The 17,931-nt window shown below is 55.7% G+C and carries 17 protein-coding genes; 12 read left to right on the top strand and 5 right to left on the bottom strand.

All coding sequences use genetic code 11. The features are described 5' to 3' along the window. Positions 1–180 precede the first annotated feature (180 nt). Entirely contained in the window at positions 181–414 is a 234-nt protein-coding gene (locus tag C4520_17695; GenBank protein RJP17092.1) for a hypothetical protein, read from the top strand. A 12-nt stretch (positions 415–426) separates the two neighbouring features. Beyond that, entirely contained in the window at positions 427–819 is a 393-nt protein-coding gene (locus tag C4520_17690) for a PilZ domain-containing protein (GenBank protein RJP17091.1), read from the top strand. A gap of 11 nt (positions 820–830) precedes the next feature. Here C4520_17690 and C4520_17685 read toward each other — a convergent pair whose 3' ends face one another. From C4520_17685 to C4520_17675, 3 genes are read right to left on the bottom strand one after another with little or no spacing between them, the layout of a single operon-like run. Next, positions 831–1,109 (bottom strand): hypothetical protein, encoded by a 279-nt coding sequence (locus C4520_17685; protein RJP17090.1) that lies wholly within the window; start codon positions 1,107–1,109, stop codon positions 831–833. Between the two features lie 21 nt (positions 1,110–1,130). After that, positions 1,131–3,140: a hypothetical protein gene (locus C4520_17680; protein ID RJP17089.1), complete on the bottom strand. Its 2,010-nt coding sequence runs from the start codon at positions 3,138–3,140 to the stop codon at positions 1,131–1,133. Continuing rightward, a complete protein-coding gene (locus C4520_17675) occupies positions 3,112–3,630 on the bottom strand; it encodes a 4Fe-4S dicluster domain-containing protein (GenBank protein ID RJP17088.1) in 519 nt (172 codons plus the stop codon). The genes C4520_17680 and C4520_17675 overlap by 29 nt, the downstream gene beginning before the upstream one ends. A 152-nt stretch (positions 3,631–3,782) precedes the next feature. Between C4520_17675 and C4520_17670 the strand changes: the two genes are divergently transcribed. The 10 genes from C4520_17670 to C4520_17625 all read left to right on the top strand — a co-directional run bounded on the left by C4520_17670 (position 3,783) and on the right by C4520_17625 (position 14,733). Next, positions 3,783–4,592, top strand: a complete 810-nt coding sequence (locus C4520_17670; GenBank protein ID RJP17087.1) for a hypothetical protein — start codon at positions 3,783–3,785, stop codon at positions 4,590–4,592. Further along, positions 4,589–5,362 carry a carbon monoxide dehydrogenase maturation protein gene (locus C4520_17665; protein ID RJP17086.1) on the top strand — a complete coding sequence of 258 codons (774 nt, stop codon included), beginning with the start codon at positions 4,589–4,591 and terminating at the stop codon, positions 5,360–5,362. Before C4520_17670 ends, C4520_17665 begins: the two co-directional genes overlap by 4 nt. Positions 5,363–5,449: 87 nt before the next feature. Then, entirely contained in the window at positions 5,450–6,268 is an 819-nt protein-coding gene (gene larE / locus C4520_17660) for an ATP-dependent sacrificial sulfur transferase LarE (protein ID RJP17085.1), read from the top strand. Next, entirely contained in the window at positions 6,265–7,893 is a 1,629-nt protein-coding gene (locus C4520_17655) for a GAF domain-containing protein (GenBank protein RJP17084.1), read from the top strand. Before larE ends, C4520_17655 begins: the two co-directional genes overlap by 4 nt. Positions 7,894–7,909: 16 nt before the next feature. Continuing rightward, the gene (locus C4520_17650) at positions 7,910–9,313 is read left to right on the top strand and encodes a sigma-54-dependent Fis family transcriptional regulator (protein RJP17083.1); all 1,404 of its coding nucleotides are present in this window, start codon (positions 7,910–7,912) and stop codon (positions 9,311–9,313) included. A gap of 57 nt (positions 9,314–9,370) precedes the next feature. Further along, on the top strand, positions 9,371–9,868 hold the full coding sequence (lepB, locus tag C4520_17645; protein RJP17082.1) for a signal peptidase I: 498 nt from the start codon (positions 9,371–9,373) through the stop codon (positions 9,866–9,868). Between the two features lie 62 nt (positions 9,869–9,930). After that, positions 9,931–10,554 (top strand): histidine phosphatase family protein, encoded by a 624-nt coding sequence (locus C4520_17640; protein ID RJP17081.1) that lies wholly within the window; start codon positions 9,931–9,933, stop codon positions 10,552–10,554. 39 nt (positions 10,555–10,593) lie between these two features. After that, entirely contained in the window at positions 10,594–11,745 is a 1,152-nt protein-coding gene (locus C4520_17635) for an aminopeptidase P family protein (GenBank protein RJP17080.1), read from the top strand. 184 nt (positions 11,746–11,929) lie between these two features. Further along, positions 11,930–13,756 (top strand): glutamine--fructose-6-phosphate transaminase (isomerizing), encoded by a 1,827-nt coding sequence (gene glmS / locus C4520_17630; GenBank protein RJP17079.1) that lies wholly within the window; start codon positions 11,930–11,932, stop codon positions 13,754–13,756. A gap of 35 nt (positions 13,757–13,791) precedes the next feature. Further along, complete coding sequence (locus C4520_17625; protein RJP17078.1) at positions 13,792–14,733, top strand: SDR family oxidoreductase; 942 nt, start codon at positions 13,792–13,794, stop codon at positions 14,731–14,733. Here the strand turns inward: C4520_17625 and C4520_17620 are convergent. Together C4520_17620 and C4520_17615 are read right to left on the bottom strand one after the other, a co-directional pair. Then, entirely contained in the window at positions 14,730–16,904 is a 2,175-nt protein-coding gene (locus C4520_17620) for a tetratricopeptide repeat protein (protein RJP17077.1), read from the bottom strand. The genes C4520_17625 and C4520_17620 overlap by 4 nt on opposite strands. A 21-nt stretch (positions 16,905–16,925) precedes the next feature. Further along, the coding region (locus C4520_17615) for a 3-deoxy-D-manno-octulosonic acid transferase (GenBank protein ID RJP17076.1) at positions 16,926–17,931 on the bottom strand (1,006 nt) is incomplete at its 5' end.

Below are 17,931 nucleotides of genomic sequence, written 5' to 3'. Positions count from 1 at the left end.
CATCTCCAAAACCACAAAGGAAACCCAACAGAGCCAATAAGAAGGAGCAGTCAGCAAAAATCCGCCCCCAAGGGCCGATTTAGATGCGTAAGCCCTACACTCGGCGCCGCATATCTTGATTTTCTGCAATTGTATGATAAAATAGGCTAAAAAAGCCTTCCTTTAATGAGGTGAAACAGAATGGCGATCAATAGAGGAACTCGTAAAGCCACATTCATTCATCTGGTTGAAACGTTTTCGATGATCGGCGTTTTGGCGGGCATCGGCTGGGGAATTTACCAGACGCTCGGCGGCACGCCCTTCGACATGATGATGAATTCCATCAGGACCGGTGTCTTCGGGTTTATCGGCGGAACGATTGTCGGAGTTGTCCTCGGGACAGCAGCCGTTCTGTACGTCACGATCTTCGGATAGAACGAACACGGCATGGAGAATCTCGAAAAGCATTTTGTTGAGCGCCGGGAATGGCCGCGGGCGGCGCTGGATGCGCTGGTTGAACAAGTTGTGATTCGACTGCCCGCCAATTCGGCCGAGCCCGGGCCGTCCGTCGAAATCGTAAACCTGAGCGAGGCAGGCGCGGGTATCTTGTTGCCCGCTCCCATTGAACGCGGAGTCCGCGTGACCCTCGAGTTGACAGGAAAAGAATTTGCCCGGCTTGGGTTTCAAGCGGAGATCAGGTGGATAGGCAATGTGCCCGTCTCGACGGGACAATATCCGGCCGGATTAAAATTCACCAATCTTGACGATCAGAGGCGTGTCCAACTGAAAGACTTTATCTATACCCTTCGAAAATTTTCGCCACACGGCAAGGTTTCGTGAGCGAGTTTCCCTCATCTTTTTCCCCCTGCCACGGGAGTCAAAAACACGAGTTCATCGTGCTCGCACAGAGGATGATCCAGAGCGATGCGGTGACCGTTCAAAAGCAAAATTGCGCCTCCGCGAATGTCTCCGGTTGCCGGATCAACTAAGAGCTTCCGAAATTTCTCGCCATTTCTCTGTGCCAACTCCTCCACGAGCGAATCCAACGTAATGGCGGAGCAGTCGTACAGCACTTCTCCGTATTTCACCGCGTCCGCGAATGCACCCAGATAACGCACCTTTACCTTCATGCTCTCCCCTTATCCTGTCTCCTAGACGAGCGCGCCTTCTTTCGCCAGCACATCGGCGACGTCGCCCAGTTCGAGAGTCTCGAGCTTCTTGCGGGTCGGCAACGAGGAATACTTGTCCCAGCCGTGGCGCTCGTAGTACTCGTCAAGCAGGTTATCGAGGTAATCTCTCGCCTTCATGCCGTAACCGTACTCAAAGGTTACCGGCTCATCCATCCAGCGCGCGCACAGAGCATCGTCGCTCCTTCGCAATCCCAAGCGCGAATTAAAAGCCTTCTCAAGATTGCAGGCGCGCTCGCCCGCGAGCAGCAGTTCCTCCGGCGCCAGTGGAAGACCCGTGAGCGCAGCATACGCATCTGTGAACAGTTTCGGCGGCATGCATAACGGATCGGTGGCCGGGCGAAAGATGCAAATGCCCAGGCAATTGATGGAGGCGGCATGATTCTCCGAAAGCGCGGCTGCGGCTCCCTTGAGATCGGGCGTGTATCCGATACCCGCATCAGGTTTCCCCAGCCACGCCATTGAGATGTCCTGCCGGAATCCCTTATCGATGATATTCAACCCCTTCAGATGATCGCATCCTCTCGAGGCGACGGCAAAATTGACCGCCCAAATCGGGAACGACCGGATTTCCTCATGGAATGCGCCGCCGCCCTTGCCGCAGACAACGTACGGCATCGTGGGCAGGTCGGTGATCTTTTCAAGGGCCTCGGCAGTCTTTCGTATGTTGTGCGAGCAAATGATCCCCAACTCGTTTTCCTGGAGCGCGACGGCGCGAATAATCTTCTCGACCGCATCGAAATTGCCCCACTCGAGCGAAACAGGCTCACCAAACCATTGGCGCGTGTGTTCCGCCGTGATGATTCCACGCTGCCACAGTTCCATGAGGAAAGGTATTATCCCCCCGATTTCGCCAAGGTCCATGCCGTACTCGTTGCACAATCGATGAAAGTGGGTAATCGCAGTCATATCCGCAATGTCGCATCCCATGCCGAAACTGGCGATGGTGAGATATTCGGGACTGCCCCCCACGGGGCTTTCCAGTCGTTTCGCAAGCTCGGTTTCGTCTCCCTTGATCTTGCAGGATGAATCGCAGCCGAACGTGCAGCCGGGCGAGCAAGCGAGGTCGCGCAGTTTCATGTTTGCAGAATACCAGTCGGGCGACATCATCCGGATCTTATCATCGGGCACATCCGAGAACTGGTTGTTCCGAAAAGCGTTGCCGCCGATCGCATCATAAAACTCGACCATGTTGAAGGTCCCGTTCTTCTTGAAGACGTACACAAGCGGATCGGCATCGATCGCATTGAAGATTCTCAGAGCGGCTTCATGCGCCGCAGCCGAGTCGTGAACCGGGATTCCGCGCCTCCCCACGGCCACAATCGCCTTCAAGTTTTTGGTTCCCGCAACACAGCCCGAACCGGTGCGGCCTGCCACCCGCTCCTCAGTGGAAACAATCGAGGCATAGCGGACGCCGTTCTCGCCGGCCGGCCCGATGCACGCTATGCCGGCATCCGCGGGAACTTCCCCGGAACGCAGCTTCCTCACGGTCTCGTGCGTCCCGAGGCCCCGCAGGTGTTCAGCATCCCGTATCTCGATGCGGGAATCCTCAATGTACAGATATACGAGGTTTTTTGCGCGACCCGTCAGCACCAGATGGTCAATGCCCGCCCACCGCATCTGAGAGGCAAAATTGCCGCCGCTTGCACTGTCGCCGAAGAAGCCCGTAACCGGAGACTTGAAGGTGAATTTCATTTTGCTGCCGAGTCCGAAGCCGGTCCCGCCAAGCGGTCCGAGGCCTGCGATGAGGACATTGTCGGGACTGAGCGGGTCGATGTGCGGATTCACCTCGAGGAAATGCTCCCACAGAAGGTAATCGTTTATGCCCATTCCGCCCACAAATTTCTTGATCAATCCTCGCGGAATCGGTTCGCGCTTGATGCGGCCGCTTGTAAGGTCCACTCGTAAAATGTCGCCGTAACCATCCATTTCCGGTGCTCCTGTTTTATCCTTGAGCAGGCGCAGGCGTTCCATTCTCAATGAGAATGAGGGCGGTCGCGCCTTCGGGATTTGCCATCAGCGGGCTGCTCATTTCAGGGCGCTTCGAGCAGAACTTCACGCACTCGGGATCACCGCCGCAAAGGTCGCATTTGAGAACCGTCCCATCGGGCGCAACCCGTATCGCGCCGTAGGGACAGGCGTCCACGCACTGCAGACAAAGCGAGCACTTCTCTGCATCGATAACGAGAGACCCGCTCCGGTCATCCCGGGAAAACGCCTCCGAAGGGCACGCATCAGCGCACGCAGGTTCATCGCACTGCCGGCAAATCACCGGACTATAGCAGTTCATCTCGACATCATACTCGATGCGAATCCGGGCTTCCGCGGGATTGAATCTCCCAGCGTGTTTCAGGGAACACATCAATTGACATTCCCGGCAGCCGGTGCACAAGTTCGGAACAAGTGAGAGCTTTTTCATAATCCTCCCGATGCGAATCCAGACCGAATGCTCAGCAACCGGCATTATATCCCACCGCGGCGGGCAGTGTAAAGCTTCCGCCGAACGATACGGGAGAGCCGCTGGTTGGTTGATTCATCAGGTGCCGTCTGGTAGACTGAAAGCGGCCCATTGCTTTCCGAAAAGAATGATAATGCAACGCGAGAAGTATTTAAGGAATGTTTGACGCAACAATAACTTCGCTGCGGGAATGGTTCGACCTGAGAAGCAACGAAAAGGAATTTCGTACCGCTCTCTTGCCATCGCGTATCGATCTTTCTCCGCCCGAAAAGCTTCAACAGACGGCGCCGTCGATCATCTTTAAGGAGAATACCTTCGTTGAGCTCGGCCATCCTTCAGCCGGCTCATGCTCGCTGTGCGCGGCCACACTCGAGCATTCACTGGTTGATGATGGACGCTTGACGATGCTCGGTCCTGATATCCCCGAAAGCCAAGGTAAAGTCTTGCCGTTTGCACAGGTGGTAATCGGCTCTTGCACAAAGGACGCCGGCGAGATATCTCTGGCGATGGACCGCATCATTCATACCTCATCCCAGATGGACGGCTATATGCTGCGCAGCGTTCCGAATCGGGTGTGGGCGCGCGTGAGCAGAGAGGCGGCGGGTTCCGGCTTCTCGCTCGAGAAGTTGGGCTCGCAACTCCGCAACTCGCTCAAGGATCAATGCCCCGGCATCACTGGAATCGAGGTATTCTTCGTGACAAGATGCAAAGAGGACGTTGCCGCCCTGGAGGGAATCATTCAGCCGGCGCGGGAAGAGCTGGAGCAGATCCAGACGTACCAGCGCCTGCCCGATGGAACCTACGAGTGCACTACGGGGCTCGACTGCACCGAATGTCCCGAAAAGCCGGTTTGCGATAATATCCGCGAAATCATCTCGATTCGCAAAGGCGATCGCATCATCACTTTTGCAAGAGACGGCAGTCGGCCCACACAGGAAACTGCGAAACCCGAGGAACCTGAAAAATGAATGTGCCACAGCGCAAGCGCCTGATTGCCGCCTGCGGCAAAGGCGGCAGCGGAAAAACGGCGCTGACTGCTTTGCTGACAAAATATTACCTTCAGAACCGGCAGGGAAAGCTCCTCGTCATCGATGCCGATCCTACCATGTGCCTCCCCGCCACCGTTGGAGTTCAGCCCAGCATGACCGTCAACGATGTCAGGGAAAAAATCATTCGAGAAGCGCGCGCCGCCGGTCCTAAAGAGAAGCAAAGCATTGCCCGTTCTCTCGATTACTTGCTCCTCGAAGCACTGATCGAGACAGACTCATTCAGCATGCTCGTGATGGGCCGCCCCGAGTCGTTGGGCTGCTATTGCCCGGTCAATGACCTGTTGCGCGAAGGCATTAAAGGCATGGCGGCCTACTTTGATATCATACTCATTGATGGCGAAGCGGGCGTCGAGCAAATCAGCAGACAGGTCATCCGCAGTGTGGACGTCCCGCTCATTGTTTCCGACGTCTCCGCCCGCGGCCTTCAGACTGCGACCCTCATAAGAGAGGTCATTGAATCACACAAGATCATTCAATATAAGAAGATCGGGCTCGTCCTCAACCGGGTCCGCAATCAATCGCATGCGCGGGCGCTGGCGCAGCAGACGGGTCTTGAACTGCTTGCCTGCATACCCGAGGACGAATCGGTTGCCGCCTTCGACATGCAAGGTCGGCCCCTGCTACAGCTCCCCGACGATTCGCCCGCCTACGTCGCCGTGCGAGATATGCTCGCAGGAAACAGCTTCTGACCGGGCTCTCCACCCGAAATTGACACAATTTCTTTGCTCTGATATAGTTATTGGAAGGAAAATTATGCCTATTTTTTAGGCAAAAATATGTTGGAAGAAAAAAAACAGAAGCTTCAGAGCATTTTGCAGGATATGGGAAGCATGCTGGTCGCCTTCTCCGGCGGCGTTGACAGCACATTTCTCCTACGATCGGCGCTGGATGCGGTCGGTCCTCAAAATGTGCTTGCCGTAACTGCGACGTCTTCAACTTATCCTAAGGCCGAATTCGAGGAAGCCTGCCGGCTGGCCAGACAGATGAGAGCGCGGCACCTGGTGATCGAGTCGGAGGAAACGGAAATCGCCGAATTTGTCCAGAATCCTCCCAATCGCTGTTATTATTGCAAGCGGGAACTGTTCGGCAAATTGGTCAAGGTAGCCAAAACCGAGAGATTGAACACCGTGGTCGATGGCTCGAACCTGGACGATCAGGCCGACTACCGGCCCGGCGGCCGCGCCGCCGTCGAGTTGGGCGTGCGAAGCCCTCTTCGCGAAGCCGGCCTGACCAAATCGGATATCAGACAGCTCTCAAAAGAATTGGATTTGCCGACCTGGAACAAGCCATCGTTTGCCTGTCTCTCCTCCCGCTTCCCGTATGGTCAAGAGATATCGGCGGATAAGCTCGAGCGGGTGGATGCGGCGGAGCGGTTCCTTCGCGGAAAAGGATTCAAACAAGTGCGTGTTCGCCATCACGATCATACAGCCCGTATTGAAGTGCCCCCTTCGGAGATGAGCCTTTTCTTTAACACGGCATTGATAGCTGAAATTGTAGGCGAACTGAAGCGAATCGGATACACCTACATCACGCTTGACCTCGAAGGCTATCGGACGGGCAGCATGAATGAGGTTCTTTCCGAAGACCAGAAATGACAGAGACCCGCGGCAATTCCTCCCTTGAGTCCTCTCGCTTGAGAACCCCTGAAATCGAGGCTCTCCTGGCGATATCGGAGAAGCTGGGCGCATCGCATGACCTCTCGGAAACCTTCCAGCAGATCATGGAAATCCTCGCCTCTCGCTTCGGAATGGAGCGGGGAACCCTGACACTGCTCGATCCGGAGACCAAGGAACTGATCATTCGTGTCGCCCACGGGTTGACCGAGGAGGAGATGAAGCGCGGCAAGTACAAGATCGGCGAGGGGATCACCGGAAAGGTGGTCGAGTTGAGGGGACCGGTCATCGTTCCCAGCATCGGGCGCGAACCGCTGTTTCTCGATCGCACCGGCGCGCGAAAGAACATCGACAGGGACATGATCGCTTTCCTGTGCGTTCCTCTGAAACTGCAAAACGAGGTGATGGGCGTGCTCAGCGTCGACAAGGTGCGCTCCAGCGACGATACGCTCGAGAGCGACATGCGCTTCCTCACCATCATCGCTTCCATGATCGCACAGGCCGTCCGCGTGCACGGCGCAATCAGCGAGGTCGTCAGCCTCAAGGAGCGTACCGACCGAATACTTGCAGGAATGCCCGAGGGCGTGCTCGTTCTCGATCCGAGAGGATTGGTGCAGGCGCTGAACCCCGCCGCAGAACAGATTTTCGGGTTGAAGCGCGAGAGTGTCGCGGGAAAACTGTATCTCGATGTATTCAATCGGTTCCAGAACGTCTTGAACATCATTGAAAGAATCTATGACGACCCCGGCGCCGCCCCCAGTTTCGAAACGCAGATATTCGGAGTCGCTCCGGACCCCGTACCCGTCCTTTTCACCTGGTCGATCGTTTGCGACGAAGCGAATGCCATACAGGCAATCGTGGTGAACGTGCAGGATCTGACCGATGTGAAGCGCCTCGAGCGGCAATCGCGGCGAAACCAGCGGCTGGCTTCGCTCGGCACAATGGCGGCGGGCGTCGCTCACGAGATCAGGAATCCGCTCGGATGCATCCGCGGCGCCTCACAATTGCTTCTTCGCGAGATACAGGATGACAGGCGTGTCCGCGATTTTCTGGATGTCATCATCAAGGAGGTCGATCGGCTGGATCGTACGGTCAAACAGCTCCTGGATTTTGCCCGCCCCTCGAAGACCGAAATGGTCCCGACAAATATCATTCCGGTAATGGAACGGGCGCTTGAACTCGTGAAGCCGGATATCGAACGCGGCGGCTTCCAGATCATCAAGAAGTTCCCGCCCTCCGTGCCGCTCATCCGGGCCGATGGCGGCCAACTGACGCAAGTCTTTTTGAACCTGTTCCTCAACGCCCTGCAGGCAATGCCCGGCGGAGGCACACTTTCAATCACGGTAACGGTGGATGCTCAATCACCGGGCTCGAATCGAAACGTGGTGGTTGTCGACATATCGGATACCGGCTGCGGGATGAGCGCGGCGGCGCTGGAACAATTGTTCACGCCTTTCTTTACAACTCGCGAAGAGGGAACCGGACTCGGTCTCGCGCTTTCGCATCGGATCATAGAGGAACACCGCGCAACGATCGATGTTATGAGCAGAGAGGGAATCGGGACGACGTTTTCGATATCGTTTAGATCGATCAGAGGGCATATTTGATGGAGAAGCTTGTGGAATGGCAAGGATCCTGATCGCGGACGACGACGAGAGTATGAGGTGGGTGCTGAACAAGACGTTTGCACCGCCCAAATACGATTCAGACGCGGTTGCGGTCGCCGGCGACGCACTGCAGAAGCTGAGAGAATCGACGTATGACGTGCTCTTGATGGATATTCGCATGCCGGGAATGAGTGGACTGGAAGCGCTTTCTCAGGCCAGGCTGATTCAGCCCGACCTCGCGGTTATCATCATCACGGCGTACGGAACAATGATGACGGCGATCGAAGCGATGAAATGGGGAGCGTACGACTACCTCACCAAACCGTTTGATGTCGAGCAGCTCGAGCTGACGGTTCAAAAAGCACTGAAGGCTCAGGCGCTTGCCCGCGAAAATTTGGAGTTGCGGGCTAACCTTCGCCGCAAATACGATATCAACAATCTCGTCGGCACATCCGAGAAAATGCAGGATGTGTATAAGAAGATTGGTCGAGTTGCAGATAAAGATGCAACGGTGCTGATTCAGGGCGAAAGCGGAACCGGCAAGGAGATGGTTGCGCGAGCAATTCATTACAACAGCCGCCGCTCATCGCGCCCATTTGTGCCGGTCAATTGCGTCGCTATTCCCGAGAACCTTCTGGAGAGCGAGATGTTCGGACACATCAAAGGCGCCTTCACCGGCGCCACCTCCAACCGCACCGGCAAATTCGTGCAGGCGCAAGGCGGCACTCTCTTTCTTGACGAGGTTTCCGACATCAGCCTCGATTTGCAGGGAAAACTGCTGCGCGTGTTGCAGGAACACGAGGTGGAGCCCGTCGGCGGCCATGGCACACTGAAAGTTGACGTGCGCGTGGTGGCGGCCACAAACCGGAACCTCGATATCGAACTCGCAGAAGGCCGCTTTCGAGAGGATCTGTACTACCGGTTGAATGTCGTGCCGATAAAGCTGCCTCCTCTGCGGGAGCGGAAAGAAGACATCCCCGAGCTTGCCGCTTATTTCATTCAGCGGTTTGCAGATGAGATGAATACCGAGCCGCGCGTTATAGACCCAGCCGCACTCGAACTGCTCGAAGCCTATTCATGGCCCGGGAACGTGCGCGAACTCGAAAACCTGATCAAGAGAATCATGGTAATGCAGATCGAACAGACGATAACCACCGAACATATCGCGCTCGCCCTGCCCGCCGGCGGACAGAAACCCGCCGCTGAGTCGGGCGCCTCGTGGAGCGATCTGGTGGAACGAGAATTGCTCTCCTTATCGTCTGAAATCGCCATTTACGATCAGTTGCTGGAGAGACTGGAAAAACCGTTGATCCAAAAAATTTTGGCCCGCTGCAGGGGGAATCAACTTCGAGCGGCTGAAATGCTTGGCATCAACCGCAACACTCTCCACAAAAAAATGAAAAAACTGGGGCTGAAGTAGATTGAAAAACAATACATTCGAAATTCCATTATCCGGTGGGGGGGACCGTGCAAAAAAATGAAAAAAGGACGCCTATCCCCTTGGCTGGCGTTGGCTTTCTTCGCCCTTGTCCTTTACCTGTTCGATATCAAACAGATAAAATTTTACCTCGTCCCGTCAGAGTCGATGAGCCCGACGCTGAAACAGTCCGATTATATCGCAGGATTCGCCGCCGATCCGGAAGACATACTGCGTTTTGACATCATCATTTTTACCAGCGGGAGAGAAGACGATTTCTACGTGAAACGAGTCATCGGAATGCCGGGAGAAACCATTTCCATGTTCAATGGGTACGTGTACATCAACGGGCGCCTGCTGGACGAGCCCTTCGTCAAATATCGATCTACGGATACCATCGTTTCGCAGAGGATTCCTGAAAACGCGTATTTTGTTCTGGGCGATAACAGAGTCAACAGCTTCGACAGCAGGTTCCTCGGACCCATCCCGTTTGCTCTTGTCGAGGCAAAAGTGAAGTTCATCTATAATCCGATAAACAGAATCGGCCTGGTAAACTGAGACGGGACAGCTTTGCAGCGCATCATGCCGGGACCTGCTGAAAGTTTCATTAAAAGTACATTATGCTATTATATTTAATCCGACATGGACAGACCGCATGGAATTGCGAGCGACGGTGCCAGGGATTCACCGATAGCGAATTGAACGGCACCGGGCGGTTGCAGGCGGAATCACTCGCGCGACAACTCAGCAGCATCAAGCTCGAGGCGATTTATTCGAGCACATTGAAACGCGCATCCGAAACCGCCCGAATTATTGCACGATATCATGATGCACCGGTCAAGATGTCGGATGGTTTTCGCGAAATAAACCAGGGGCAGTTCGAGGGATTGACTCTCTCGGAGCTGGTCTCTCTTCATGCCGATTTCCTGGAGCGCTGGATGCACGACCCGGCCGACCTGGTGCTACCGGGCGGCGAATCGATGCGGGCGGTGCAGGAGCGGGCATGGAATGCGCTGGCGGAAATCATTGAGGCGTATCCAACAGGGAATGTGATCGTTGTCGGACATAACCTGTGCAATCTGGCGCTGCTTTGCAGACTTATGAATCTCGATCTGAAATATTTCCGGCATTTGCGACAGGACGAGAGCGCGGTGAACCTGATTGAGATCGGCGAGAGGTGGCCTCACCCGGTGATTGTACGATTGAACGACACCGGCCACTTGACCAATTTTGCTGCGAGATGATCCCCCCGTCTCAGCGGCGGGGCGTGTGGGAAGGGATGAATGAAACAGATAACTCCTATAACGAATCGACCATCCCGCCAGGAATATGAAACGCGGGTGCAAAGAGTATGGCGCAAGGCGGTGGAGCGGGGTTTCGACGCGTACGTCGCGATGTGGCTCGAAAACGTGTATTATCTTTCCGGCTTCGTCTATACGGCTCAGGAGCGTCCGTTCTTTCTGGTCTTGAAGGACGGCCAAGCGAGTTTTGTTTTACCAAGACTAGAAGTTGATCACGCCAAAGAACATACTTGGATAACTCGAATCGATTCATACCGTGAATATCCTGCTGTGGCAGGCAAAGGGTGGGCCGATGCGCTTGAACGCGGGCTGGGCTCGGCCAAGAAAATCGGGATCGAATCTACGCTCCCCTCATATGTTCGTGAGGCTATTGGACGGCAAACTGCTATCGCGGACATTATTCAGGAATGCCGCCTCGTAAAATCCGAATGGGAGCTCGGGCGGATTGCTTATGCGGCGGAAGTGGCCGACACGGGAACACAAACTCTCCTTGAAAATTCGGCCATCGGGGTAACCGAGCTCACGCTCTACTCGGCGGGAAGAAACGCCATGACGTACAAGATAATTCAGGATATGCCGCAGGTCAATTTCCAGGTGACAAATATCGTGGCTGCGGTATGGATCGGCCGCATGAGCGCGATGCCTCACTCCACTCCCTCCATAAACGATACAATTCAGGAGGGACAGCCCAATGTATCGCTCGTGAGCCTGCAGGCGGACGGATACTCGGCCGAATGCGAGCGCACCTATTTCGTCGGCGCCCCCGACCAGATGGCGCGGGAATTATTTGAAACAATGATGGAGGCTCGCGCGATTGCGTTTTCCCTGATCAAACCGGGCGCCGTTTGCGGCGAAATCGACAGGAAGGTCCTTGATTATCTGAGGGCGCAGGGGCATGCCGACCATATCCTCCACCGCACCGGCCACGGGTTCGGAATCGGTTCCCATGAAGCCCCCTGGATTGCCGAAGGGAGCGAAGCGGAACTTCAAGTGAACGAGGTCGTGAGCATCGAGCCGGGCATTTACATTCCCGGCTACGGCGGTTTCAGACATTCGGATACTGTCTGGGTTTCGCCGAGTGGGCCGGTTTGCCTGACCGAATCTCCGGTAGAATTGGATGAACTCGTATTGTAGCCGGGAGCGGCTCTTGTGGAGGCCGGAGACTATGAGATATCATTAGACGGCGGCGATATGGAGCCACATCCTCACGCTTACTCGAATGGCGCGGATGGCGGCTGTTATCGTTCCAAGGAACAAGAGATGTCTATTGTGACGGGGAATTAGTTCAGTACTTATAACTTCAAGAAGAGGTAGATCGATGTGCGGAATAGTCGGTTATGTAGGTGAAGAACAGGCGGTTCCGGTTATTCTCGAGGGATTAAGGCGGCTGGAATACCGCGGATACGACTCCGCGGGAGTCGCCGTGCTGAACCATTCCGGAATGCAAGTCGTGAAAGAAGTGGGCAAGTTGAAGATGCTCCGGCAACGCTTGCAGGACGAACCGATTACCGGGACCACGGGAATAGGGCACACCCGCTGGGCGACTCACGGCGTGCCTTCTCAATTGAACGCCCATCCTCACTGCGACTGTACGAATTCCTTCACGGTCGTCCATAACGGAATCATCGAAAACTATACCGATCTCAGGAACGAGCTTATCGAGAGAGGCCACCGCTTTGCGTCGGATACGGACACCGAGATCGTCGTCCACCTGATCGAGGAAAACTATACGGGCGATCTGCTCGAGGCAATGCTTCAGGCAATGCGAAGGCTGAGCGGCGCGTATGCGCTCGCAACCATTTGCATGCATGAACCCGACACGATCGTTGCGGCTCGGTGCGGCAGTCCGCTCGTCATTGGGTGCGGCAACGGCTGCGGCCTCGTCGCCTCGGATGCTTCGGCCATTCTTGAACATACCAGGAAAGTCGTCTATCTCGAAGACTACCACGCGGCAAGGCTCGACCGCAGCCGCCTGGTTATCCGCGACATCAAAGGCGTTCAGCACGAGCCGCTTTTCAAGGAGATCAATCTGAATCTGACTGATATCGAAAAAGGCGGTCACCCGCACTACATGATAAAGGAGATCTTCGAGCAGCCCGCGCTGGTAAACGATGTCATCATGCGGCGGATCTCTCCTTCGAATGAAATCCAGTTCCGCGAGGCGCGCCTCGAAGGGCTGGGGCTCGAATCGCTCGAGCGAATCCAGATGGTTTCCTGCGGGACCGCATACCACGCGAGCATGGTCGGAAAATATTTTCTCGAAAACCTGGCCCGGCTCCCGGTTGAAGTCGATATCGCGAGCGAATTCCGCTATCGCAGTCCTGTTCTGAACGAGAATACCCTCGTAGTCGCCATTTCTCAATCCGGAGAGACGGCCGATACTCTGGCGGGCGTGAAAGAGGCTCACGAGCGCGGAGCAAAGGTGCTCTCGCTCATCAACGTCGAGGGCAGCAGTATTGACAGGGCCTCCGACTCCACTCTCTACGTTTACGCGGGCCCCGAGATTGCAGTGGCCTCGACCAAGGCATATAGCGCGCAGTTGCTTGCGCTGCTGCTGTTCTCGTTGCATCTCGGCAGAAAACGCGGAACCATTGAATCGGATCTTTACCGTACACTGCTGGACGAACTGCGCGCGCTTCCGAAAAAGATGCAGTGGATTCTCGACAACCACGAGACGGTAAAGCTGTGCTCGAAGAAATTCAGCGGGGCCGCCCATTTCCTCTACCTGGGCCGCAGCTTCAACTATCCAAACGCGCTTGAGGGGGCGCTGAAGTTGAAGGAGCTGTCCTATATTCATGCCGAGGGATGCGGCGCCGGCGAGATGAAGCATGGGCCGATCGCGCTGATAGACGGGACATTTCCGGTCGTCTGCATTACTCCCGCGGGCCGGGTGTACGAAAAGATGTTGAGCAATATCGAGGAAATCCGGGCTCGCAAAGGCATCGTGATCGCTGTTGCGACCGAAGGAAATGCCGAGATCGCGAAGCATTGCGATTATGTCATGTATATTCCAACGGTCAATGAGATGCTCAGCCCTCTGCTGACCGTGATTCCGCTCCAGTTGCTCGCATATTATGTCACGATTCTCAATGGACTGGATGTGGACCAGCCGAGGAACCTGGCGAAAAGTGTGACGGTCGAATGACCAAATGAAAAAATCCGGCAGAAACAGGATGTGATATGAATATTTATCTGGTAACCGGCGGTGCGGGATTTATCGGATCCCATATCGTAAAGCACCTGGTCGACCGCGGCGAAAAGGTGCGAGTCGTTGATAATTTCTTCACGGGGTCAATGAAGAATCTGGAAGAGGTGCGCGACCGCATCGAGTTGATCGAGGGCGATATCCGGGACCCGGCGCTGATGCGCCGGGCAATGCAAGGCGTGAACTCTTGCCTGCACCAGGCGGCCCTGCCTTCCGTTCCGCGCTCAATCGAGGACCCGTTGACCAGCCACGACATCAACGTCAATGGCACGCTCGTCACGCTTCTGGCGGCAAGAGAGGCGGGTATCCGTCGTTTTGTCTATGCCTCCTCCTCCTCGGTTTATGGAGACCTGCCCGTCCTGCCCAAGAAAGAGGATATGCCGACTCGGCCACTCTCGCCGTATGCCATCGAGAAGCTTGCGGGCGAAATGTATACCCGCGTTTTTTATTCCCTCTACAATTTGCCGACTGTCGCGCTCAGGTACTTCAATGTCTTCGGACCGCGCCAGGACCCGGCGTCTCCTTATGCCGCCGTGATCCCCATATTCATCTCCGCCATGAATGGGGGCGTGCCCGCGACAATTCACGGCGACGGCGAGCAATCTCGCGACTTTTGTTACGTCGATAATGTCGTCGCCGCAAACCTGCTCGCCTGCACTGCGCCCGCTTCAAAAGTGGCGGGAAAGACATTCAACATCGCCTGCGGGAAACGGCACACGATCAACGATTTGGTCAAGGGCCTGAACGAAGCTCTCTCGAAACAGATCGATCCCATCCATGTTGCACCACGCAACGGAGACGTGCGGGATTCCATTGCGGATATCACGTTGGCGCGGAGCGAACTCGGATATGAGCCTCGGGTGGAATTCGATGAAGGCCTCAGGCGAACGGTCGAGTGGTTTCGACCGAAATCTTAAGAGGCTGTTTTTTTTGCAGGCGCGGACAGTCTCTGAACATCCCACAAGAATTGCTCGTAGTATTGATCCGGTGCAAGCTCGTAGGCTTTCGCCGCCCATCGCACCGCTCCAAGCGTGTCCTTCAAAACCAGACTCGTCAGCGCGAGCTCTTTGGCCGCGACTGCTGAGGTGGGAACCGAGGCGTACGCAATGCTGAAATTGCCCAGCGCCTCTTCGTTCGCGCCTCTTTCCGAAAGAATCTGCCCCAGCGCCAGGTTCGCCCCGAAATGAAACGGGTCTTCTTTTACCGCCTCTCTCAACAATGCTTCGGCCACCTCCCCTTTCCCGCTCAGACGGATCATGATGGCTTCGCCGTAATACGCGTCGGCTGATTTCTCCCGGCCGGACAGATGTGAGGTGAGGTATACGCGCTTCGCCTGATCGTATACTTCTTTCTTCAGAAGAATGATCTCGCGCGATGCCCTGGCGCCGCTCAAATTCTTGTCGAGGCGGAGCGCGCGATCGTAACTTGCCAGCGCCTTCTCCAAACTGCCGATGTATTCATAGGCGCGCCCGAGCTTGTAATGGATAACCGAGTTAAAAGCATTCTGTTCAAGGGCCGCAAGATACATCTCGACAGCGTTTTCAGGCTCACCGAGGGCAAAATAAGCATCGCCCATGCCCGCACTAGCCGCAGCAGCATGATAATTCGATATGGCAATCATTCCTTCTTTCGCGCCATCAGGAAAGGGACCGGCTCTCTCATTCCGAAGCGGGTCTGACAGCTCGTAGGCTTGCGCATAACGCGCCAGTGCGTGCCCCATCTGACCGCGCGCCAGCAGCGTGTTGCCCATGCCGATATACGTCCGGGCGTTCAGCGGATCGTGGCGCAGCATTTTCGAGAAAAACGTAAATTCATCCCGCCAGTCGCCGTTGCGTCCTATTGTTTGAACGGCGAGCAGACAGGGAATAAGCGCCCCGCATGCTAAAAATAATGAGGATTGCCGCCGCCCGCGCAAATACCCCCGCACATGGTTGCCCGCCAGTGCCGCCGCAGCCGTCAGCCCCATCAGCGGGAAATAGAGGAAGTGGGGCGGCGTAAAGAAGATCGATTCCGGAACGAAGAGGAAAAAGTAGGAGAAAGGCAAAAGGAAAATGAAGAACCAGAGGATGAAGAAACTCATATGCGCATGCCGCTTCCTCAGGAAGAGGGCGGCAAGGAACAGAATCAGCAACACGGCCACCGACACGACCGCCCGCGGCGATAACACCGTTTCCACCTGCCGCGTAAATCGCTCGAAATAAAGATTACCCGGAACGAACGCCATGAGCAGATATTCGGCCGCCACAACGGCGGACGTCGCCGACCTCTGCAGAAGCTCGCCGCGCTCCCGCAGCGAAAATGAACTGTTGATGACGGTGTTCCTCCAGAGAAAATAGGCGACCGCAATGGTGAAGCTCGGCAACAGGGTGTTAAGCGTGTCCCTCAGGCTTTTCTCGCTGCGAGCGGGATTCGGTTTCAATAATTCATAAGCACCCAAAAGAAACGGGAAGGCGATCGCGTTTTCCTTCGTCATCAGAGCGGACAAGTAACACAGGCTGAGGCCGGCCAGCCATACCCGTTTCGCCCGTTGTGAAGCCTGCTTCATCATGAGGAAACAGTAGAACGCCGACAGCAGAAACAGAGCACACAGCGGATCGGAGCGGCCGGAAACGCCTGCCACCGAATCGGCGATTGCGGGATGCACCGCAAACAGAACTGCGGCGAAAAACGAGACCGGGGCGGCCACATTCAACCTGCAAAGGACAAGAAAAAAGAGGATCGCGCTTATCGACTGCAACACTATGTTCGTCAAATGGTACCCGCCGGGGCTTCCGTTCCACAGCAAATAATCCAGCAAATACGAGACCAGTACGAGAGGCCGGTAGTAATCATAGTCGACCGGACCGGTTACCGGCTGCCCGACCGAAAAGAACGGACGGATAAAATACAGCTTCACATAGCGCGGGCTTCTGATTGCCGGATTGTTCTTTATCATCGAAGAGTCGTCGAATACGAAGTCATTGGCGAGAGTATTCGAGAAAACCACGAACACCAGGATGAGAAGCAACATCGCGAGGGCAAACGTGCGGAACAGGCGCAACGGTTTGTTTTCTTCCAGCACCGGAGATATTTGATTGTCCTGCTTCATGCACCTCTTTCTGACGGCCACCTACAAGAAATCTTTCAGGAAGGCGAAATACCGTTCGGTCGCGCCCCGATTTCTTTCCACCACGCGCAGCGCGGCGTCTCCGATCGCTCTTATCCGTTCCGGATTATGCAGGAGTTCGCGCAGCCGCTCATACAGCTCATCTTCGGAAGAGACCATTATGGCAGCCTGTTCCGAAAGGAAAATCTCCTTGATATCTTTGAAGTGATGCATATGCGGGCCGAAAACGATGGCTTTCGCCACGGCGGCCGGCTCGATAATGTTATGCCCTCCAACATTTGCAAGGCTTCCACCAACAAAACTGATCGTCGAGAGCGCATATACCTGCGCAAGTTCGCCGATAGTATCAAGGAGAATTACGGTATTGGAGGCGGGCGGCTTGAGCTTGCTTGAGCACCTGCTCCTTCTCAGGACGTCGAACCCCTGGCTTCGGATAAGCACCTCCACCTCGTCGAAACGTTCGGGATGCCTCGGGGCAATGAGCAGGCGGGTATCGGGCTTCTTGTCCAGAAGGCGCTTGTATGCATTCACCAGGGCCTTTTCCTCCCCCTGGTGAGTGCTTCCGCCAACGATCAGCGAGGCATTCCTCGGCAGCAGCAATTCGCGGCGAATGGCCTCGATGCGTTCCGCCGACGGCGGCTCCGAGACCGCATCGAATTTCATGTTCCCGCAGATGAAGACCGCATCCGGCTTGGCCCCGAGCGCCACCGCCCGCTCGGCGTCGGCGCCCGACTGCATGCCGATGCGGCTGATCCGGGCGAATATGTTCCGAAAAATCCAGGGCAGCAGCCGGTAATATCGAAAGGATGCTTCCGATATCCGCCCGTTTACGACGACCACGGGAATGCCGAGCGAAATCGCGCTGTTGATGAAGTTGGGCCAGATCTCGGTTTCGAACAGGACGACGACACGCGGGCGAACCCGTGACAGGATCCGGCCGACCACCCACCGGAAATCCAGCGGAAAATAGGCGGTCGCTGCAGTTTGCGAGAACAACTGGCTCGCAACG

The organism is Candidatus Abyssobacteria bacterium SURF_5, assembly GCA_003598085.1.
Taxonomy (GTDB): Bacteria; Abyssobacteria; SURF-5; order SURF-5; family SURF-5; genus SURF-5.
This window is presented reverse-complemented; position numbering and strand designations above follow the sequence as displayed.